The organism is Streptomyces niveus (assembly GCF_001723055.1).
Lineage (GTDB): Bacteria > Actinomycetota > Actinomycetes > Streptomycetales > Streptomycetaceae > Streptomyces > Streptomyces niveus.
Genome location: NZ_MDCR01000229.1, coordinates 1 through 15060, shown reverse-complemented (window position 1 = coordinate 15060; position 15060 = coordinate 1). Strand labels below are relative to the sequence as shown.

The 15060-nt window shown below is 71.7% G+C and carries 15 protein-coding genes; 9 read left to right on the top strand and 6 right to left on the bottom strand.

All coding sequences use genetic code 11. The annotated features are described in order from the left end of the window. Positions 1-42: 42 nt before the first annotated feature. The 5 genes from BHU15_RS25040 to BHU15_RS25020 all read left to right on the top strand — a co-directional run bounded on the left by BHU15_RS25040 (position 43) and on the right by BHU15_RS25020 (position 7012). The gene (locus BHU15_RS25040) at positions 43-1491 is read left to right on the top strand and encodes a CitMHS family transporter (RefSeq protein ID WP_069629268.1); all 1449 of its coding nucleotides are present in this window, start codon (positions 43-45) and stop codon (positions 1489-1491) included. After that, positions 1491-2828, top strand: coding sequence for an MFS transporter (locus BHU15_RS25035; protein ID WP_069629267.1), 1338 nt, complete (start codon positions 1491-1493; stop codon positions 2826-2828). The genes BHU15_RS25040 and BHU15_RS25035 overlap by 1 nt, the downstream gene beginning before the upstream one ends. A gap of 172 nt (positions 2829-3000) precedes the next feature. Continuing rightward, positions 3001-4371, top strand: coding sequence for an ABC transporter ATP-binding protein (locus tag BHU15_RS25030; RefSeq protein WP_069629266.1), 1371 nt, complete (start codon positions 3001-3003; stop codon positions 4369-4371). A gap of 126 nt (positions 4372-4497) precedes the next feature. Next, entirely contained in the window at positions 4498-5910 is a 1413-nt protein-coding gene (locus BHU15_RS25025; protein WP_069629265.1) for an aldehyde dehydrogenase family protein, read from the top strand. 19 nt (positions 5911-5929) lie between these two features. Continuing rightward, positions 5930-7012 (top strand): zinc-binding dehydrogenase, encoded by a 1083-nt coding sequence (locus tag BHU15_RS25020; protein WP_069629264.1) that lies wholly within the window; start codon positions 5930-5932, stop codon positions 7010-7012. Between the two features lie 10 nt (positions 7013-7022). On the opposite strand, the gene BHU15_RS25015 is transcribed toward BHU15_RS25020, so the two are convergent. Genes BHU15_RS25015 through BHU15_RS25005 form a run of 3 tightly spaced genes read right to left on the bottom strand, consistent with a single transcriptional unit; the run spans position 7023 to position 9487 of the window. After that, positions 7023-8009, bottom strand: coding sequence for a DMT family transporter (locus BHU15_RS25015; RefSeq protein WP_079128361.1), 987 nt, complete (start codon positions 8007-8009; stop codon positions 7023-7025). 57 nt (positions 8010-8066) lie between these two features. Beyond that, the gene (locus BHU15_RS25010; protein WP_079128360.1) at positions 8067-8816 is read right to left on the bottom strand and encodes an ArsR/SmtB family transcription factor; all 750 of its coding nucleotides are present in this window, start codon (positions 8814-8816) and stop codon (positions 8067-8069) included. Positions 8817-8830: 14 nt separating this feature from the next. Continuing rightward, entirely contained in the window at positions 8831-9487 is a 657-nt protein-coding gene (locus BHU15_RS25005) for a TetR/AcrR family transcriptional regulator (protein WP_023542743.1), read from the bottom strand. Positions 9488-9627: 140 nt separating this feature from the next. Between BHU15_RS25005 and BHU15_RS25000 the strand changes: the two genes are divergently transcribed. Then, on the top strand, positions 9628-10284 hold the full coding sequence (locus tag BHU15_RS25000) for a TetR/AcrR family transcriptional regulator (RefSeq protein WP_069629263.1): 657 nt from the start codon (positions 9628-9630) through the stop codon (positions 10282-10284). A gap of 12 nt (positions 10285-10296) precedes the next feature. On the opposite strand, the gene BHU15_RS24995 is transcribed toward BHU15_RS25000, so the two are convergent. Beyond that, complete coding sequence (locus BHU15_RS24995; RefSeq protein WP_069629262.1) at positions 10297-10758, bottom strand: MaoC family dehydratase; 462 nt, start codon at positions 10756-10758, stop codon at positions 10297-10299. Between the two features lie 108 nt (positions 10759-10866). Between BHU15_RS24995 and soxR the strand changes: the two genes are divergently transcribed. Beyond that, a complete protein-coding gene (soxR, locus tag BHU15_RS24990) occupies positions 10867-11337 on the top strand; it encodes a redox-sensitive transcriptional activator SoxR (RefSeq protein WP_023542746.1) in 471 nt (156 codons plus the stop codon). A gap of 86 nt (positions 11338-11423) precedes the next feature. Here the strand turns inward: soxR and BHU15_RS24985 are convergent, their stop codons facing one another. Both BHU15_RS24985 and BHU15_RS24980 read right to left on the bottom strand, forming a co-directional pair. Then, the gene (locus BHU15_RS24985) at positions 11424-12035 is read right to left on the bottom strand and encodes a hypothetical protein (protein WP_069629261.1); all 612 of its coding nucleotides are present in this window, start codon (positions 12033-12035) and stop codon (positions 11424-11426) included. Between the two features lie 131 nt (positions 12036-12166). Beyond that, the gene (locus BHU15_RS24980) at positions 12167-13417 is read right to left on the bottom strand and encodes an exo-beta-N-acetylmuramidase NamZ family protein (RefSeq protein WP_069629260.1); all 1251 of its coding nucleotides are present in this window, start codon (positions 13415-13417) and stop codon (positions 12167-12169) included. 151 nt (positions 13418-13568) lie between these two features. Between BHU15_RS24980 and BHU15_RS24975 the strand changes: the two genes are divergently transcribed. Together BHU15_RS24975 and BHU15_RS24970 are read left to right on the top strand one after the other, a co-directional pair. Further along, positions 13569-14336: an SDR family oxidoreductase gene (locus BHU15_RS24975; RefSeq protein ID WP_069629259.1), complete on the top strand. Its 768-nt coding sequence runs from the start codon at positions 13569-13571 to the stop codon at positions 14334-14336. A 118-nt stretch (positions 14337-14454) separates the two neighbouring features. Then, positions 14455-15048 carry a TetR/AcrR family transcriptional regulator gene (locus BHU15_RS24970; RefSeq protein WP_069629258.1) on the top strand — a complete coding sequence of 198 codons (594 nt, stop codon included), beginning with the start codon at positions 14455-14457 and terminating at the stop codon, positions 15046-15048. Positions 15049-15060: the final 12 nt, after the last annotated feature.

The window sequence follows — 15060 nt, the reverse complement described above, 5'->3', positions numbered from 1 at the left end:
CGATCCGGGTGGGAGTTCAACGGTGAACGTGAGGTACCCCACATGCTGACAATCCTCGGATTCGTCATGATCGCCACATTCCTGGTGCTGATCATGACGAAGAAGATGTCCCCGATCGCGGCCCTCGTGCTGATCCCCGCGCTTTTCTGCGTCCTGGTCGGCCAGGGCGCGAAGCTGGGGGACTACGTCATCGAGGGGGTCGGCGATCTGGCGCCGACCGCGGCGATGCTGATGTTCGCCATCGTCTACTTCGGTGTGATGATCGACGTCGGGCTCTTCGACCCGATCGTGCGCGGCATCCTGCGCTTCTGCAAGGCCGACCCGATGCGCATCGTGGTCGGTACGGCCCTGCTCGCCTCGATCGTCTCGCTCGACGGCGACGGCTCGACCACCTTCATGATCACCGTCTCGGCGATGTACCCGCTCTACAAGCGGCTGAAGATGAGCCTGGTCGTGCTGACCGGTGTCGCCGCCACGGCGAACGGCGTCATGAACACCCTTCCCTGGGGCGGGCCCACGGCCCGCGCCGCCACCGCGCTGAAGGTCGACGCCACCGACATCTTCGTCCCGATGATCCCCGCGCTCGCCGTCGGGCTCCTCGCCGTCTTCCTCCTCTCGTACGTCCTCGGGCTGCGCGAGCGCAAGCGCCTCGGCACGCTCACCCTCGACGAGGTGCTGGAGCCGGTGACCGAGACGGTGCTGGTCGAGGCGGGCGCTGGCAGCGGCGGCAAGGGCACCGCGCGGACCGGGTCCGGCGGCGGCGCGGGCTCGTCCGCGGGCGGTGTCTCCTACGACAAGGGCGCCGACAGCAAGGGCTCCGACGCCGAAGAGCCCGCGGACGACGAGGAGTTCAAGGGCCTCGACCCCAACCGCTCGACCCTGCGTCCGCGCCTCTACTGGTTCAACGCCGGGCTCACCCTCGTCCTGCTCACCGCGATGATCATGCAGCTCATGCCCATCCCGGTCCTCTTCCTGCTCGGCGCCGCACTCGCCCTCACGGTCAACTTCCCCTCCATGAAGGACCAGCGGGCCCGTATCGCCGCCCACGCCGACAACGTGCTCAACGTCTCCGGCATGGTCTTCGCGGCGGCCGTCTTCACCGGCGTCCTGACCGGCACCGGTATGGTCGAACACATGGCTGACTGGCTGGTGGGCGCGGTTCCCGAGGGCATGGGCCCGCACATGGGAATCGTCGCCGGACTGCTGAGCCTGCCCCTCACGTACTTCATGTCGAACGACGGCTTCTACTTCGGTGTCCTGCCCGTCCTCGCCGAGGCCGGCGCGGCGCACGGTGTCTCCCCGCTGGAGGTCGCCCGCGCCTCGATCGTCGGCCAGCCGCTGCACATGTCGAGCCCGCTCGTCCCCGCCGTGTACGTCCTCGTCGGCATGGCCAAGGTCGAGTTCGGCGACCACACCAGGTTCACCGTCAAGTGGGCCGTGCTCACCTCCCTCGTCGTGCTCGCCGCGGCGATCCTCTTCGGCACCATCTGATGGCGGCGCGGGCGGGGGCGGGGGACCGACGGTGGCTGCTGCGTCTCGTCATCGCCTTCGCCTTCTCCCAGGCCGCCGTGTCGATGGCACGGCCGGCCGTCTCCTACCGGGCCCTCGCGCTCGGCGCCGACGAGCGCGCGGTCGGCGTCATCGCGGGTGTGTACGCGCTGCTGCCGCTGTTCGCCGCCGTACCGCTGGGACGCAGGACCGACCGGGGGCGCTGTGTGCCGCTCCTCGCCGTCGGCGCGGTGCTGATCGGCGTGGGCTGCGGGCTCAGCGGCACGGCGGGGTCCCTGGCCGCGCTCGCCGCCTGGAGCGGAGTGATGGGCCTCGGCCATCTCTGCTTCGTCATCGGGGCGCAGTCCATCGTGGCGCGCCGCAGCTCACCGGCCGAACAGGACCGTAACTTCGGGCACTTCACCATCGGCGCGTCGCTGGGCCAGCTCGTGGGCCCGGTCGCCGCCGGGCTGCTGGTCTCCGGCCACGACGGCGCGATGGGGCGTACCAGTGCGCTCGCCCTGGTCGTCTCGGCCGGGGTCGCCGCCGTCTCCCTCACCTGTCTGCGGCGCATAGAGGCGCCGATGATCCCCGCCGGGACGACGACGGGGCCGGGCGGGAAACGGAAGCGGCGCGGGAAGACCGAGCCCGCCAAGAAGCCCGAGTCCAAGCCCGGCAAGGTGTCCGTGTGGCGCATCCTGCGCACCCGTGGCGTCCCCAGCGGCATCCTCGTCAGCCTGGCCGTGCTCTCCGCGACCGACATCCTCACCGCGTACCTCCCGGTCGTCGGCGAGGAGCGGGGCATCTCCCCGACCGTGATCGGTGTGCTGCTGAGTCTGCGGGCGGCCGCCGCCATCGCCTGCCGCCTGGTGATGACACCGATGATCCAGCGGATGGGGCGTACGGTCCTGCTCACCGGCTCCTGCCTGCTCGGCGGGCTGCTCTGCGCGGGGATCGCGCTGCCCGTGCCGGTGTGGGGGCTGGCCCTGATGCTCGTGGCGCTCGGCTTCTGTCTCGGTGTCGGCCAGCCGCTGTCGATGACGACCGTCGTGCGTGCGGCTCCCGAGGAGGCCCGCTCCACCGCGCTGGCGCTCAGGCTCACCGGCAACCGGCTCGGGCAGGTCGCCGCCCCCGCGTCCGCCGGGCTCGTCGCCGGAGTCGCGGGCACGGGCGCGCCGTTCATGATGCTCGGCGTGCTGCTGCTGGGCGCGGCGGGCCTGGGCGTACGGTCCACGCCGCGCGATCCGGCCCCGGCGCCGGCGACTCCCGCCCCGGCGAAGGCTCCTGAGACTCCCGAAGAGACGCCCGTTGCGGCCGAGGACGGCCGCGACCGCCACTGAACGACACCGTCTACGACTCCTGTCTGGACACCGCCCCCCGCAACTGCCGTACGCCCTGCGGTGGATCGGCCCGGGTGCCACCTGTGACGCCGCAAGTCATTCCCTGACCCCGCGTAGTCGGCTAACTTCAGGCGTCGCAGGCGCTCAACCTCACCTTCCGGGCGGCATCCTCATGACTCGCGCCATCTCTCTGCACAGTGTCAGCAAGGTGTACGGGCGGACCACGCGTGCCGTCGACCGGTTCTCCCTGGACATCGATCCCGGCGAGTTCGTCGTCCTCCTGGGTCCGTCGGGCTGCGGCAAGTCCACGGTGCTGCGCATGATCGCCGGTCTGGAGGACATCACCGAGGGGGAGTTGCTGCTCGACGGCGAACGCGCCAACCTTCTGCCGCCGCGCGACCGCGAGATGGCGATGGTGTTCCAGAACTTCGCGCTCTACCCGAACATGACCAACCGCGACAACATCGGCTTCCCGCTGAGCCTCCAGAGCCCCCGGCAGGACAGCTCCGCACGCGTCGAGGCCACCGCCCGCATGCTCGGCATCGAGCATGTCCTGGACCGCTACCCCAGTCAGCTCTCCGGCGGTGAGCGGCAGCGCGTCGCGATGGGCCGCGCGATCTCACGGCGCCCGTCCGCGTTCCTGATGGACGAGCCGCTGTCCAACCTCGACTCCAAGCTGCGCAACCACGTCCGGGCCGAGATAGCGCAGCTGACCGCCGAGTTGGGCGTCACGACCATCTATGTGACACACGACCAGGCCGAGGCGATGTCACTCGGCGACCGGGTCGCGGTGATGCGCGGCGGGGTCCTCCAGCAGGTCAGCTCGCCGCGCGACACGTACGCGCTGCCGCGCAACGTCTTCGTCGCCGCCTTCATCGGCACCCCGCGCATCAATCTGCTCCAGGCCGTCGTCTACGCGCCCCTCGAAGGCCGGATGTCGATCGATCTCGGCCGGCAGCGGCTGCCCCTGCCCGAACCCCTCAGCCCCGACCACCAGTTGCTCCGTATCCAGCAGGGCCGGAAGATCATCGTCGGGCTGCGGTCCGAGGCGGCGCGGATCGCCCCGCCGAGCCAGGCCCGCCCCGGCGAGGTCGCGCTCAGCGGCATCGTCGAGCACATGGAGTACCAGGGACACGAGGCGCTGGTGCATCTCAACACCGGCTCGCAGCCCGCCGTCGTGCCCGACCTCGAATCGCCGCGCCTCAGGGCGGCCCCGCGCCGCCGCCGCGGCCGGAGCGGGCCGGGGGTCCTGGAGCGGCTGCGGGACCGGGCCGCCGCGCACGTCCCCGGCCGGGTGCCCGCCAATGTGTCGGGTCCCGTGGTGGCGCTGGACGACCCGGAGCCGGAGAACCCCGCCACGTACACCCCGGACCGCCCCGCGATCACCTCGAGCGACCTCGTCGTACGCACCGGCCCCGACATGCGGCTGCGTACGGGGGCGCAGGTGCCGCTGCTGGTCGACCTCGCGCATCTCTACGTCTTCGACGACTACGGGCAGCGGATCTGTCCCGCGCCGATGGACATGCCCGGCATCGACACCTGACCGCTCCGGGGTTGTGATGTTCGGGACTCCCCGGGTCCCTGGCGCCGGAAAACTAACGCCGCTAGTTTGGGGGTGGCGACGGCGAACCGCAGCCGCACGCGCCAGTCCCCCCGGGAGGAACGAGCGATGAAGGCGCACAACAGCATGTACATCGGCGGTGAGTGGCGCCCCGCCGCCGGGCCCGGCACCATCGCCGTCGTCAACCCGGCGACCGAGCAGGTCATCGCCGAGGTCCCGGCCGGTACCGCCGAGGACGTCGACGCCGCCGTACGCGCCGCGCGCGCCGCCTTCCCCGGCTGGGCCGCCACCGCGCCCGCCGAACGCGCGGCGCGCCTGACCGCCCTGCGGGACGCCATGGCCGCCCGCAAGGACGAGATCGCCGAGACCGTCACCGCCGAACTCGGCTCCCCGCTGCGGCTGTCGAAGGCCGTGCACGCCTCGGTGCCGGTGGCCGTCGCCGGCTCGTACGCCGAACTCGCAGCCTCCTACGCCTTCGAGGAGCGGATCGGCAACTCGACGGTGCTGATGGAGCCGGTGGGCGTCGTCGGCGCGATCACCCCCTGGAACTACCCGCTGCACCAGATCGTCGCCAAGGTCGCCCCCGCGCTCGCCGCCGGCTGCACGGTCGTCGTCAAGCCCGCCGAGGACACCCCGCTGACCGCTCAGCTCTTCGCGGAGGCCGTCCACGAGGCGGGCCTGCCCGCGGGCGTCGTGAACGTGGTCACCGGGACCGGCGCCGTCGCCGGGCAGGCGCTCGCCGCGCACGAGGACGTGGACCTGGTCTCCTTCACCGGCTCCACCGCCGTCGGACGGCTGATCGGCGCCACGGCCGGAGCGGCGATCAAGCGCGTCGCGCTGGAGCTGGGCGGGAAGTCCGCCAACGTGATCCTGCCGAGCGCCGATCTCGCCAAGGCCGTCAAGGCCGGTGTCGCCAACGTGATGACCAACTCCGGCCAGACGTGCAGCGCGTGGACCCGGATGCTGGTCCACACCGACCGGTACGACGAGGCCGTGGAGGCCGCGGCGGCTGCCGTCGCGTCGTACCGCGCGGGCGACCCGCACGACGAACTGTGCCGTGTGGGCCCCGTCGTCAACGCCACCCAGCACGCCCGGGTGCGCGGCCACATCGACAAGGGTGTCGCCGAGGGCGCCCGACTGGTCACGGGCGGGGTCGAACCCCCGTACGACACCGGCTACTTCATCGCCCCGACCGTCTTCGCCGACGTCACCCCCGAGATGAGCATCGCCCAGGAGGAGATCTTCGGCCCCGTCCTGTCCATCCTCCGCTACGAGGACGAGGACGACGCCCTGCGGATCGCCAACGGCACCGTCTACGGCCTCGCCGGCGCCGTCTGGGCGGGCGACGACAGCGAGGCCGCCGCCTTCGCGCGGCGGATGGACACCGGCCAGGTCGACATCAACGGCGGCCGGTTCAACCCCCTTGCCCCGTTCGGCGGTTACAAGCAGTCGGGCGTCGGCCGGGAACTCGGCGCGCACGGGCTCGCCGAGTACCTCCAGACCAAGTCCCTCCAGTTCTGAGCCGGGAGAGAAACCGATCGTGGTCCGCGCCGCCGTCCTGCCCGCCGTCGGGGCTCCGTTGGAGATCACCGACATCGCACTGCCCGAGCCCGGCCCCGGCCGGGTGAGAATCCGGCTGGCCGCCGCCGGGGTCTGCCACTCCGACCTGTCCCTCACCGACGGCACCATGCGGGTGCCCGTCCCGGCAGTCCTCGGCCACGAGGGCGCGGGCACGGTCGTGTCCGTCGGCGAAGGTGTCAGACACGTCGCCCCGGGCGACGGAGCCGTACTCAACTGGGCGCCGTCCTGCGGACAGTGCCACCACTGCCTGCTCGGCGAGGTCTGGCTCTGCGCCTCGGCGCTGTCCGGCGTGGGCGCCGTCCACGCCCGTACGGCCGACGGCACGCCGCTCCACCCCGGCCTGAACGTCGCCGCGTTCGCCGAGGAGACCGTCGTCGCCGCGAACTGCGTCCTGCCCGCCCCCGACGGCATCCCGCTGACCGACGCGGCGCTGCTCGGCTGCGCCGTCCTGACCGGATACGGCGCCGTCCACCACAGCGCCCGGGTCCGCGAGGGTGAGACCGTCGTGGTCTTCGGCGTCGGCGGGGTCGGTCTGGCCGTACTCCAGTCCGCGAGGATCGCGGGGGCCTCGACCGTCGTGGCCGTCGATGTCTCCCCGGAGAAGGAGGAGTTGGCGCGGGCGGCCGGAGCCACCGACTATCTCGTCGCCTCCGCCACCACCGCCAAGGACGTCCGCCGGCTGACCGGCGGCCACGGGGCGGACGTCGCCGTCGAGTGCGTCGGCCGCGCCGTCACCATCCGTACGGCCTGGGAGTCCACCCGCCGGGGCGGGCGGACCACGGTTGTCGGCATCGGCGGGAAGGACCAGCAGGTCACGTTCAACGCGCTGGAGCTGTTCCACTGGGGACGCACGCTGTCGGGGTGTGTGTACGGCAACTGCGACCCGGCCCGCGATCTGCCGGTCATCGCCGAACACGTCCGGGCCGGCCGGTTCGACCTCGGCGCGCTGGTGACGGAACGGATCTCACTGGACGGGATCCCGGCCGCCTTCGACACCATGATCGCGGGGCGCGGCGGCCGGGCACTGATCGTTTTCCCGTAGTACTCGAAGCTCAAGAGGCGTCGGGCAGTTGGTCCTTCACCCGGCGTGAGCGCGAACGGGCCACCGCCACACCCGCCAGACAGAGCACACCACCGGCCAGCGTGAGCGGGCCGGGGATCTCGTCCAGCAGCAGCCAGGCCATCAGGACGACGATCGCCGGCACCGCGTACGTCGTGGCGCCCATCCGCGACGCGGTCGTACGGGCCAGGGCGTACGCCCAGGTCGTGAACGCCAGCGCGGTCGGGAAGACGCCCAGATAGACCATGTTGAGCGTCGCGGACAGCGGCGCGTGCGCGGCGTCCTGCACGAGCTGCCAGCCGAAGGGCAGGCAGCCGACCGCCCCGATCAGGGCGCCGTAGGTGGTGACCTGCAAGGGCGTCGCGTACGCCAGCGTGGGCTTCTGCGCGACAACTCCGCCCGCGTACGCCACCGCCGCCACCAGGCAGAGCACCACGCCGAGTACGGAGGTGCTGCCGCCGCCGGCCATCGACAGGCCGACCACCACGGCGCCGGCGAAGGACACCGCCATGCCGGTGAGCAGCCGGGGCGCCAGGCTCTCGCCGAGCAGCCGGAAGGCGAGCAGCGCCATGAGCAGCGGCGCGATGTTCACGACCAGGGACGCCGTGCCCGCGTCCACCAGCTGCTCGCCCCAGTTGAGGACCACCGAGTAGCCGCCGAACCAGAGCAGTCCGGACACCACGATGCCGGGCCAGGCGGCCCGTGGCGGCAGCCCTTCACGGCGTATCAGCAGGATCGCGACCAGCACCAGCGAGCCGGTCAGCAGCCGCCCGAGCGCCAGCGCGCCCGGCGCGTACGCCTCGCCCGCGCTGCGGATGGAGACGAAGGCCGACGCCCAGAGGACGACGGTGACCCCGGCGGCGGCCAGCGCCAGCGGCTGCGCACGCCGGACGGGGCTGTCGGGCGTGCCGGACGCACCGGTGGTGGCCGCCGGGGCGGCCGGGCGCGCCTGGGCGCGTGGAGCTGAGAATTTCGCCATGGGAGCGATGCTAAGCCCTGAATAGTTCGGCTGTCACCGAACTATTAATTCGGACTGTCAGCGGAGTTTCGCCGCCTCGATCCCCAGCAGCTCGGCGAAGACCCGCTCACCGGTCGGTGTCACCCGTACCGCCCGCTCCGTACCGATGCGCACGCACCACTTCGACTCCAGCGCGAGACGGCACAGCCCGGCGCCCGCCACCCCCGCCAGATGGCGCCGGCGCTCGGTCCAGTCCAGACAGGAGCTGACCACCGGGCGACGCCCGGGGCCGTCCAGCGTGATCCCGCGCTCGCGGAACCAGTCCGTGCCCTGCTCGGTGAGGGCGAAGCCGGCGTCGGTGAGCAGCAGTCCGCGCCGCGCCATGGCGTCGGTGAGGGTCACCCCGAGCCGCCCGGCGAAATGGTCGTAGCAGGTACGCCCGCGCGCCATGGCGCCGCTCGCCCGAGACGCGCGCACGATGTGCGGGCTGTCCCGGCCGGGCATGACGTGCGCGGCCAGCGACTCGACCAGCTCGGCGGTGGTCGCGTCGGCCAGCCGCACGTACCGGTGGCGGCCCTGCCGCTCCTCGGTGACCAGCCGGGCGGCGATCAGCTTGCCGATGTGCTCACTGGCGGTGGACGCGGCGACTCCGGCCTCACGTGCCAGCTCGCCCGCCGTCCAGGCGCGCCCGTCGAGCAGGGACAGACAGAAGACGGCGCGGGTCTCGTCGGCGAGCAGCGCGGCGAAGCCCGCGACGAGCGCGCCGGGGGACGCCGACGGGGCGGGGAGTTCGAGAAGGTCGGGCTCGGGGGTGGAGGTCTGCGGCATGCCTCCAGGGTGCCTCAAGAACTCTTCGGTGTGGCCCGAACTGTCTCGTACTGAGCGGCCAGCCCGACGATCAGTGCCGTCAGCCCCGTCTCGAAGGCGCCCTCGTCCACCCGCTGCTGCCGCTCGGCCAGCAGATGGGCCTGGCCGAGATGCGGATAGTCGGCGGGGTCGTACGCCGTCTCGTCGTCCACGAAGCCCCGGGCGAACGAGCCGAGCGCCGAACCCGTGATGAAGTACCGCATCAGCGCCCCGATATGGGTGGCCTGGACCGGCGGCCAGCCCGCCCGGACCATCGCGCCGAAGACCGTGTCGGCCACCCGCAGCCCCGCCGGACGGCGGCCGGGCCCCTGGGCGAGCACGGGCACGATGTGCGGGTGCGCGGTGAGCGCGGCGCGGTAGGAGACGGCGTAGTCGTGCAGTGCGGTACGCCAGTCCCGTACGTCGTCCTCGTCGAACATCGACAGATCGACCTGCGCGCTGACGGAGTCCGCGACGGCGTCCAGGATCTCGTCCTTGTTGCGGAAGTGGTTGTAGAGGGACGGCCCGCTGACCCCCAGCTCCGCCGCCAGCCGGCGGGTGGAGACGGCGCCGAGTCCCTCGGCGTCGACGAGCGCGCCCGCGGTCGCGACGATGCGGTCTCTGCTGAGGAGCGGCGTACGGGGTCGGGCCATGGCGCACATCGTAGGACGGCGACCCGGCGGCGGCCCGCCGCACGTGCGACGCCGGTTCGACCAGACACCTAAGCGCTTGCTCACCCACGGGGTAGGGTGTGCGTTCTGTTGACAGGAAGCGGCCGGAAGGGGCGCGAGGGATGCGTACGGCGGAACGGACGGCCGACGGCGAGGGCATGCCGTGGGGCGAGGTCACCCCCGAGGCGGCCAGAAAGCTGCTCGTCGCCGCCGTGGAGGCGTTCGCCGAACGCGGGTACCACGCCACCACCACCCGCGACATCGCGAGCCGCGCCGGGATGAGCCCGGCGGCACTCTACATCCACTACAAGACCAAGGAAGAACTGCTCCACCGGATCAGCCGCATCGGCCACGACAAGGCACTGGAGATCCTGACCGCCGCCGCCGACCGCGACGGCACGGCGGCCGAGCGCCTGACCGACGCCGTCCGCTCCTTCGTCGGCTGGCACGCGGCGCGCCATACGACGGCCCGCGTGGTCCAGTACGAACTCGACGCCCTCGCCGCCGAACACCGCACCGAGATCGTCGAACTGCGCAGACGCAGCGACGCGACGGTGCGCCGGATCCTCCAGGACGGCGTACGGGACGGGGAGTTCGACGTCCCCGACGTCCCCGGCACCACACTGGCCGTGCTGTCGCTCTGCATCGACGTGGCGCGCTGGTTCAACACCCAGGGGCGCCGGACGCCCGACGAGGTCGGCACGCTCTACGCCGACCTCGTGCTGCGCATGGTGGTGGCGCGGGACCGGCCGCTGCCGGCGACCGGCGCCCGGAAGTAGTCCGGAAGCGGCTCAGAAGTAGTAGCGGGAGACCGACTCCGCCACGCACACCGGCTTCTCGCCGCCCTCGCGCTCCACCGTGACGACGGCCGTGACCTGCACGCCGCCGCCCGCCTCGGTGATCTCCTTCAGCACCGCCGTCGCGCGCACCCGCGAGCCCGAGGGCACGGGGGCGGGGAAACGCACCTTGTTGGCACCGTAGTTGACGCCCATCGTCACGTTCTGGACGGACAGGATCTGCGGGACCAGGACCGGCAGCAGCGACAGCGTCAGATAGCCGTGCGCGATGGTCGTGCCGAACGGGCCCTTCGCCGCCTGCTCCGGGTCCACATGGATCCACTGGTGGTCACCGGTGGCCTCCGCGAAGAGATCGATCCGCTTCTGGTCGACCTCCAGCCAGTCGCTGTGTCCCAACTGCTCGCCGACAGCGGCACGCAGCTCCTCCGCGGATGTGAAGACCCTCGGCTCAGCCATGTCTGTCGATCCCTGCCTCTCAAGCCCGGTGTCCAAGCGCTTGGTCAGCATGGTGGGGGCCGTCTGTCCTGTCAACGCGTGACACGACGCCCACGTAGGGTCGGCTGTGTGCCGCAGATTCCGGAGAAGATCCATGAACTCACCGTCGGGCAACTGTCAGCGCGCAGCGGCGCCGCTCCGTCCGCCCTGCACTTCTACGAGACGAAGGGGCTGATCAGCAGCCGCCGCACCACCGGCAACCAGCGCCGCTACAGCAGGGACACACTGCGCCGGGTCGCCTTCGTGCGCGCGGCCCAGCGCGTCGGCATCCCGCTCGCCACCATCAGGGACGCTCTCGCGGAGCTTCCCGAGGGGCGTACGCCGAACCATGACGACTGGGCCCGGCTCTCCCAGGCGTGGCGCTCCGAACTGGACGAGCGCATCAGACAACTCGGCCGGCTGCGGGACCATCTGACCGACTGCATCGGCTGTGGCTGTCTCTCGCTGGAGACCTGCGTACTGTCCAACCCGGACGACGTGTTCGGCGAGCGGATGTCCGGCTCCCGGCTCCTGGCGGAGCGCAGACGCGCACCGAAGTAGCGTCCGACGGATCGGCGCGCCCCCGAACCGATCCGTACCTCGTCCGCCGTCACTCCGTGCGCCGGCCTGTCCCGCCCGGCGGCGGGTCAGGCCACCGAGGCCAACTCCCGCTGCCGTACGCGCTTCGCCCGCTCCATGGCCTCGGACGTGAGAACGGGCCGCGGCACGACAATGCCACAGCCCTTGCACACCGCTCCCGCCCACGGAGCCTGCGACAGATCCGCCCGCCAGACGATTCCCTTCTCCGCGCACACCGGGCACGCGCCGCCCGGTCCCGACTCAAGTCCGCTGATCAGCCGGCGCAGCACCTCGGCCAGGGGCTCCGTGGGATGCACGGCCGGGTCGTCGCACCGCGCCACCCCGTTGCCGCCCCAGGTCCTGCGGTGCCAGTCGTCGAACGTGCCCGGCCTTCTCAGCCCGTCGTGCTTCTCGCGCTTACGGCGCTTGGCGAACTGTGTCTCGTACGCCAGCCAGACGGCCCGCGCCTCTTCCAGTTCGTCGAGCGCGGCCATCAGCCGCGCCGGATCGGGAGCTCTGTCCTCCGGCTCGATGTCGTGCCGTTCACACAGATGGTCCCAGGTTGCCCGATGTCCATAAGGGGCGAATCGTTCAAGGCACTTACGCAGTGAATACCGGCGTAGTGCCAGGTCACTTCGGGGATCGCGCACCTGTCTCGCGAGACTCCGGAATCCGGCCATCGCCTGCCACCTCCGTCGTTGCTGCATCGGCGTCATCCAATAGACGTACGCGTGCCCGATCCGGCTCCATCGAAAATGCGATGGCAGCCATCAGCGGGCTTTTCACCCGTGAGGACTGCCATCAGCCCCGCTCAGCGGTACTGGAGGTACCGCTCACGCGTCGTCCGGAACGCCGCGAGGTCCGTCTGCCAGGCGCCGGCCACCTCGTCCGTGTCCGCGCCCGCGTCAATCAATGTGCGTACGGAGGTGGAGCCGGTCAGCTTGTCGATCCAGTTGTCCTCGCGCCAGGCGAAGCCGCTCCACGACCGCTTCGCCGTCACCAGCAGCGCGATGCCCGTACGTACCGGGTCGAACGACTCCCGGTCGTGGACGTGCAGTTGGACCCCGCCGACCGTTCTGCCCTGGAACTTGTTGAAGGTCGGCGCGAAGTACGCCTCACGGAAGCGCACCCCGCGCAGTTCCTCGGCGTTCGCGGCCTCGGCCCACGCGTGGTCGACGCCCTCGGCGCCCAGGAGTTCGAAGGGGCGGGTCGTGCCCCGGCCCTCGGAGAGGTTGGTGCCCTCGAAGAGGCAGGTGCCCGAGTAGACCAGCGCGGTCTCCGGCGTCGGCATGTTGGGGCTCGGCGGGACCCAGGGCAGGCCGGTGTCGTCGAAGAAGTCGGCACGGCGCCAGCCGGACATCCGGACGATGTCCAGCTCGACCGGCCGGTCGAGGAACTCGCCGTTGAACAGCAGGGCCAGCTCGGTGACCGTCATGCCGTGCGCCTGCGCGATCGGCCTGCGGCCGACGAACGTCGCGAACCGCGGGTGCAGGACCGGCCCGAGCGCCGCCCGGCCCGTGACCGGGTTCGGGCGGTCGAGCACGACGAAGCGCTTGCCCGCGAGGGCCGCCGCCTCCATGCAGTCGTAGAGCGTCCAGATGTAGGTGTAGAAGCGGGCGCCCGCGTCCTGGATGTCGAAGACGACCGTGTCGACATCGGACTCGGTGAAGATGTCCGCGAGCCGCTGGCCGCTGGCCTGGTACGTGTCGTACACCGGCAGCCCGGTCGCCGGGTCGTCGTACCTGCCCTCGGAGCCGCCGGCCTGGGCCGTACCCCGGAAGCCGTGCTCGGGGCCGAAGACGGCGGTCAGGTCGACGCGTTCGTCGCCGTGCATGACGTCGACGACATGCCGTACGTCCTGGGTGACGCCGGTCGGGTTGGTGACGATTCCGACCTGGTGGCCGGCGAGCAGCCGGTAGCCGTCGGCCGCCAGCCGGTCGAAGCCGGTGCGGACGCGTCCCCTCCCTCCTGACGCGGCGGCCGGGGCGCCGGCCGCCCCCACCGCTGCCGTCGCTCCCACCGCACCGCCCGCGGCGATCAGACTCCGTCGGGTCAGGCTCATCGGGCCACCTCCGTCATCGAGACGCTGTTTGTCATGGGCACGCACTCTAGCCTTCCGTCGGTACATACCGACCGGTTAGTCTGCTGGTGTCGAGCGGTGTGTGCCGCGGCGAACGGTCAACGCTGAACGGTGAACCGGAGAGGCAGGTCCGATGGTGACGGTGCGGGACGCGCGAGTGGTGGTCACGGGAGCCGGCGGCGGTATCGGTGCCGCGCTCGCCCGCAGATTCGTCGCCGAGGGCGCACGGGTCGTCGTCAACGACCTCGACGCCGCCAAGGCGCGGGCCGTGGCCGAGTCCATCGGCGCCCTCGCCGCCGTACCGGGCGACGCCTCCGCCGTGGTCGAGTCGGCGCGCGACGCGCTCGGCGGCGCCGTCGACATCTACTGCGCCAACGCCGGTGTCGGCTCGGCCGGTGACGCCTTCGCCGCCGAGGACGTCTGGGCGTCGGCCTGGGACGTCAACGTCATGGCGCACGTACGCGCCTCCCGCGCTCTGCTGCCCGACTGGCTGGAGCGCGGCACGGGCCGCTTCGTCTCCACCGTCTCCGCCGCCGGACTCCTCACGATGATCGGCGCCGCGCCGTACAGCGTCACCAAGCACGGCGCGCTCGCCTACGCGGAATGGCTCTCCCTGACCTACCGCCACCGCGGCCTCAAGGTGCACGCGATCTGCCCGCAGGGCGTACGGACGGACATGCTGGCCGCGACGGGATCGGCGGGCGACCTCGTACTCGCCCCCACGGCGATCGAGCCCGAGGACGTCGCCGACGCGCTGTTCGACGCGATGGAGACGGACCGGTTCCTGGTGCTGCCGCACCCCGAGGTCGCGGAGTACTCCCGGGCGCGGGCGGGCGACCCCGACCGCTGGCTGAACGGCATGAACCGGGTTCAGCAGAAATGGGAAGCAACCGGGCGGTGACGGAGGGGGCCGGCCATGAGTGGGAAGATCTGCGGGCGGCAGCCGCGTTCACGTCGGGGGACGGCGGCGGGCACCACGGCGGCGCACCCCGCCGAGAACTGAGAGGCAGGCGGCGACAGTGGCCAGAACGACGGACGGGAAGGGCGTGCCCGTACCCCAGCGGCTGCTGGCCGCCGCCACCCGGCTCTTCGCCGAGCAGGGCTACGGCAGCACGTCGGTCCAGGAGATCGTGGAGGCGGCGGGCGTCACCAAGGGCGCGCTCTACCACTACTTCGGCTCCAAGGAAGACCTCCTCCAGGAGGTGTACGCGCGGGTGCTCCGCCTCCAGCAGGAACGGCTGGACGCCTTCGCCGACGCCGACGAGCCCGTGGAGCGGCGGCTGCGCGCGGCGGCGGCCGACGTGGTCGTCACCACGATCGAGAACCTGGACGACGCGGCGATCTTCTTCCGCTCGATGCACCATCTGAGCCCCGAGAAGAACAAGCAGGTGCGCGCCGAACGGCGGCGCTACCACGAGCGGTTCCGCGCGCTGGTCGAAGAGGGCCAGCGCAGCGGGGTGTTCACCTCCGCCACCCCGGCCGACCTGGTGGTGGACTACCACTTCGGCTCGGTCCACCACCTCTCCACCTGGTACCGCCCGGACGGCCCGCTCACCCCCCAGCAGGTCGCCGACCACCTCGCCGACCTGCTCCTGCGCGCGCTGCGGCCCTAGGGCGTGTCCGCG

Coding starts and splice junctions, on each gene's coding strand:
- BHU15_RS25040 (WP_069629268.1), top strand. CDS start 43: ATGCTGACAATCCTCGGATTCGTCATGATCGCCACATTCCTGGTGCTG.
- BHU15_RS25035 (WP_069629267.1), top strand. CDS start 1,491: ATGGCGGCGCGGGCGGGGGCGGGGGACCGACGGTGGCTGCTGCGTCTC.
- BHU15_RS25030 (WP_069629266.1), top strand. CDS start 3,001: ATGACTCGCGCCATCTCTCTGCACAGTGTCAGCAAGGTGTACGGGCGG.
- BHU15_RS25025 (WP_069629265.1), top strand. CDS start 4,498: ATGAAGGCGCACAACAGCATGTACATCGGCGGTGAGTGGCGCCCCGCC.
- BHU15_RS25015 (WP_079128361.1), bottom strand. CDS start 8,009: ATGGCGAAATTCTCAGCTCCACGCGCCCAGGCGCGCCCGGCCGCCCCG.
- BHU15_RS25010 (WP_079128360.1), bottom strand. CDS start 8,816: ATGCCGCAGACCTCCACCCCCGAGCCCGACCTTCTCGAACTCCCCGCC.
- BHU15_RS25005 (WP_023542743.1), bottom strand. CDS start 9,487: ATGGCCCGACCCCGTACGCCGCTCCTCAGCAGAGACCGCATCGTCGCG.
- BHU15_RS25000 (WP_069629263.1), top strand. CDS start 9,628: ATGCGTACGGCGGAACGGACGGCCGACGGCGAGGGCATGCCGTGGGGC.
- BHU15_RS24995 (WP_069629262.1), bottom strand. CDS start 10,758: ATGGCTGAGCCGAGGGTCTTCACATCCGCGGAGGAGCTGCGTGCCGCT.
- BHU15_RS24985 (WP_069629261.1), bottom strand. CDS start 12,035: ATGGCCGGATTCCGGAGTCTCGCGAGACAGGTGCGCGATCCCCGAAGT.
- BHU15_RS24980 (WP_069629260.1), bottom strand. CDS start 13,417: ATGAGCCTGACCCGACGGAGTCTGATCGCCGCGGGCGGTGCGGTGGGA.
- BHU15_RS24975 (WP_069629259.1), top strand. CDS start 13,569: ATGGTGACGGTGCGGGACGCGCGAGTGGTGGTCACGGGAGCCGGCGGC.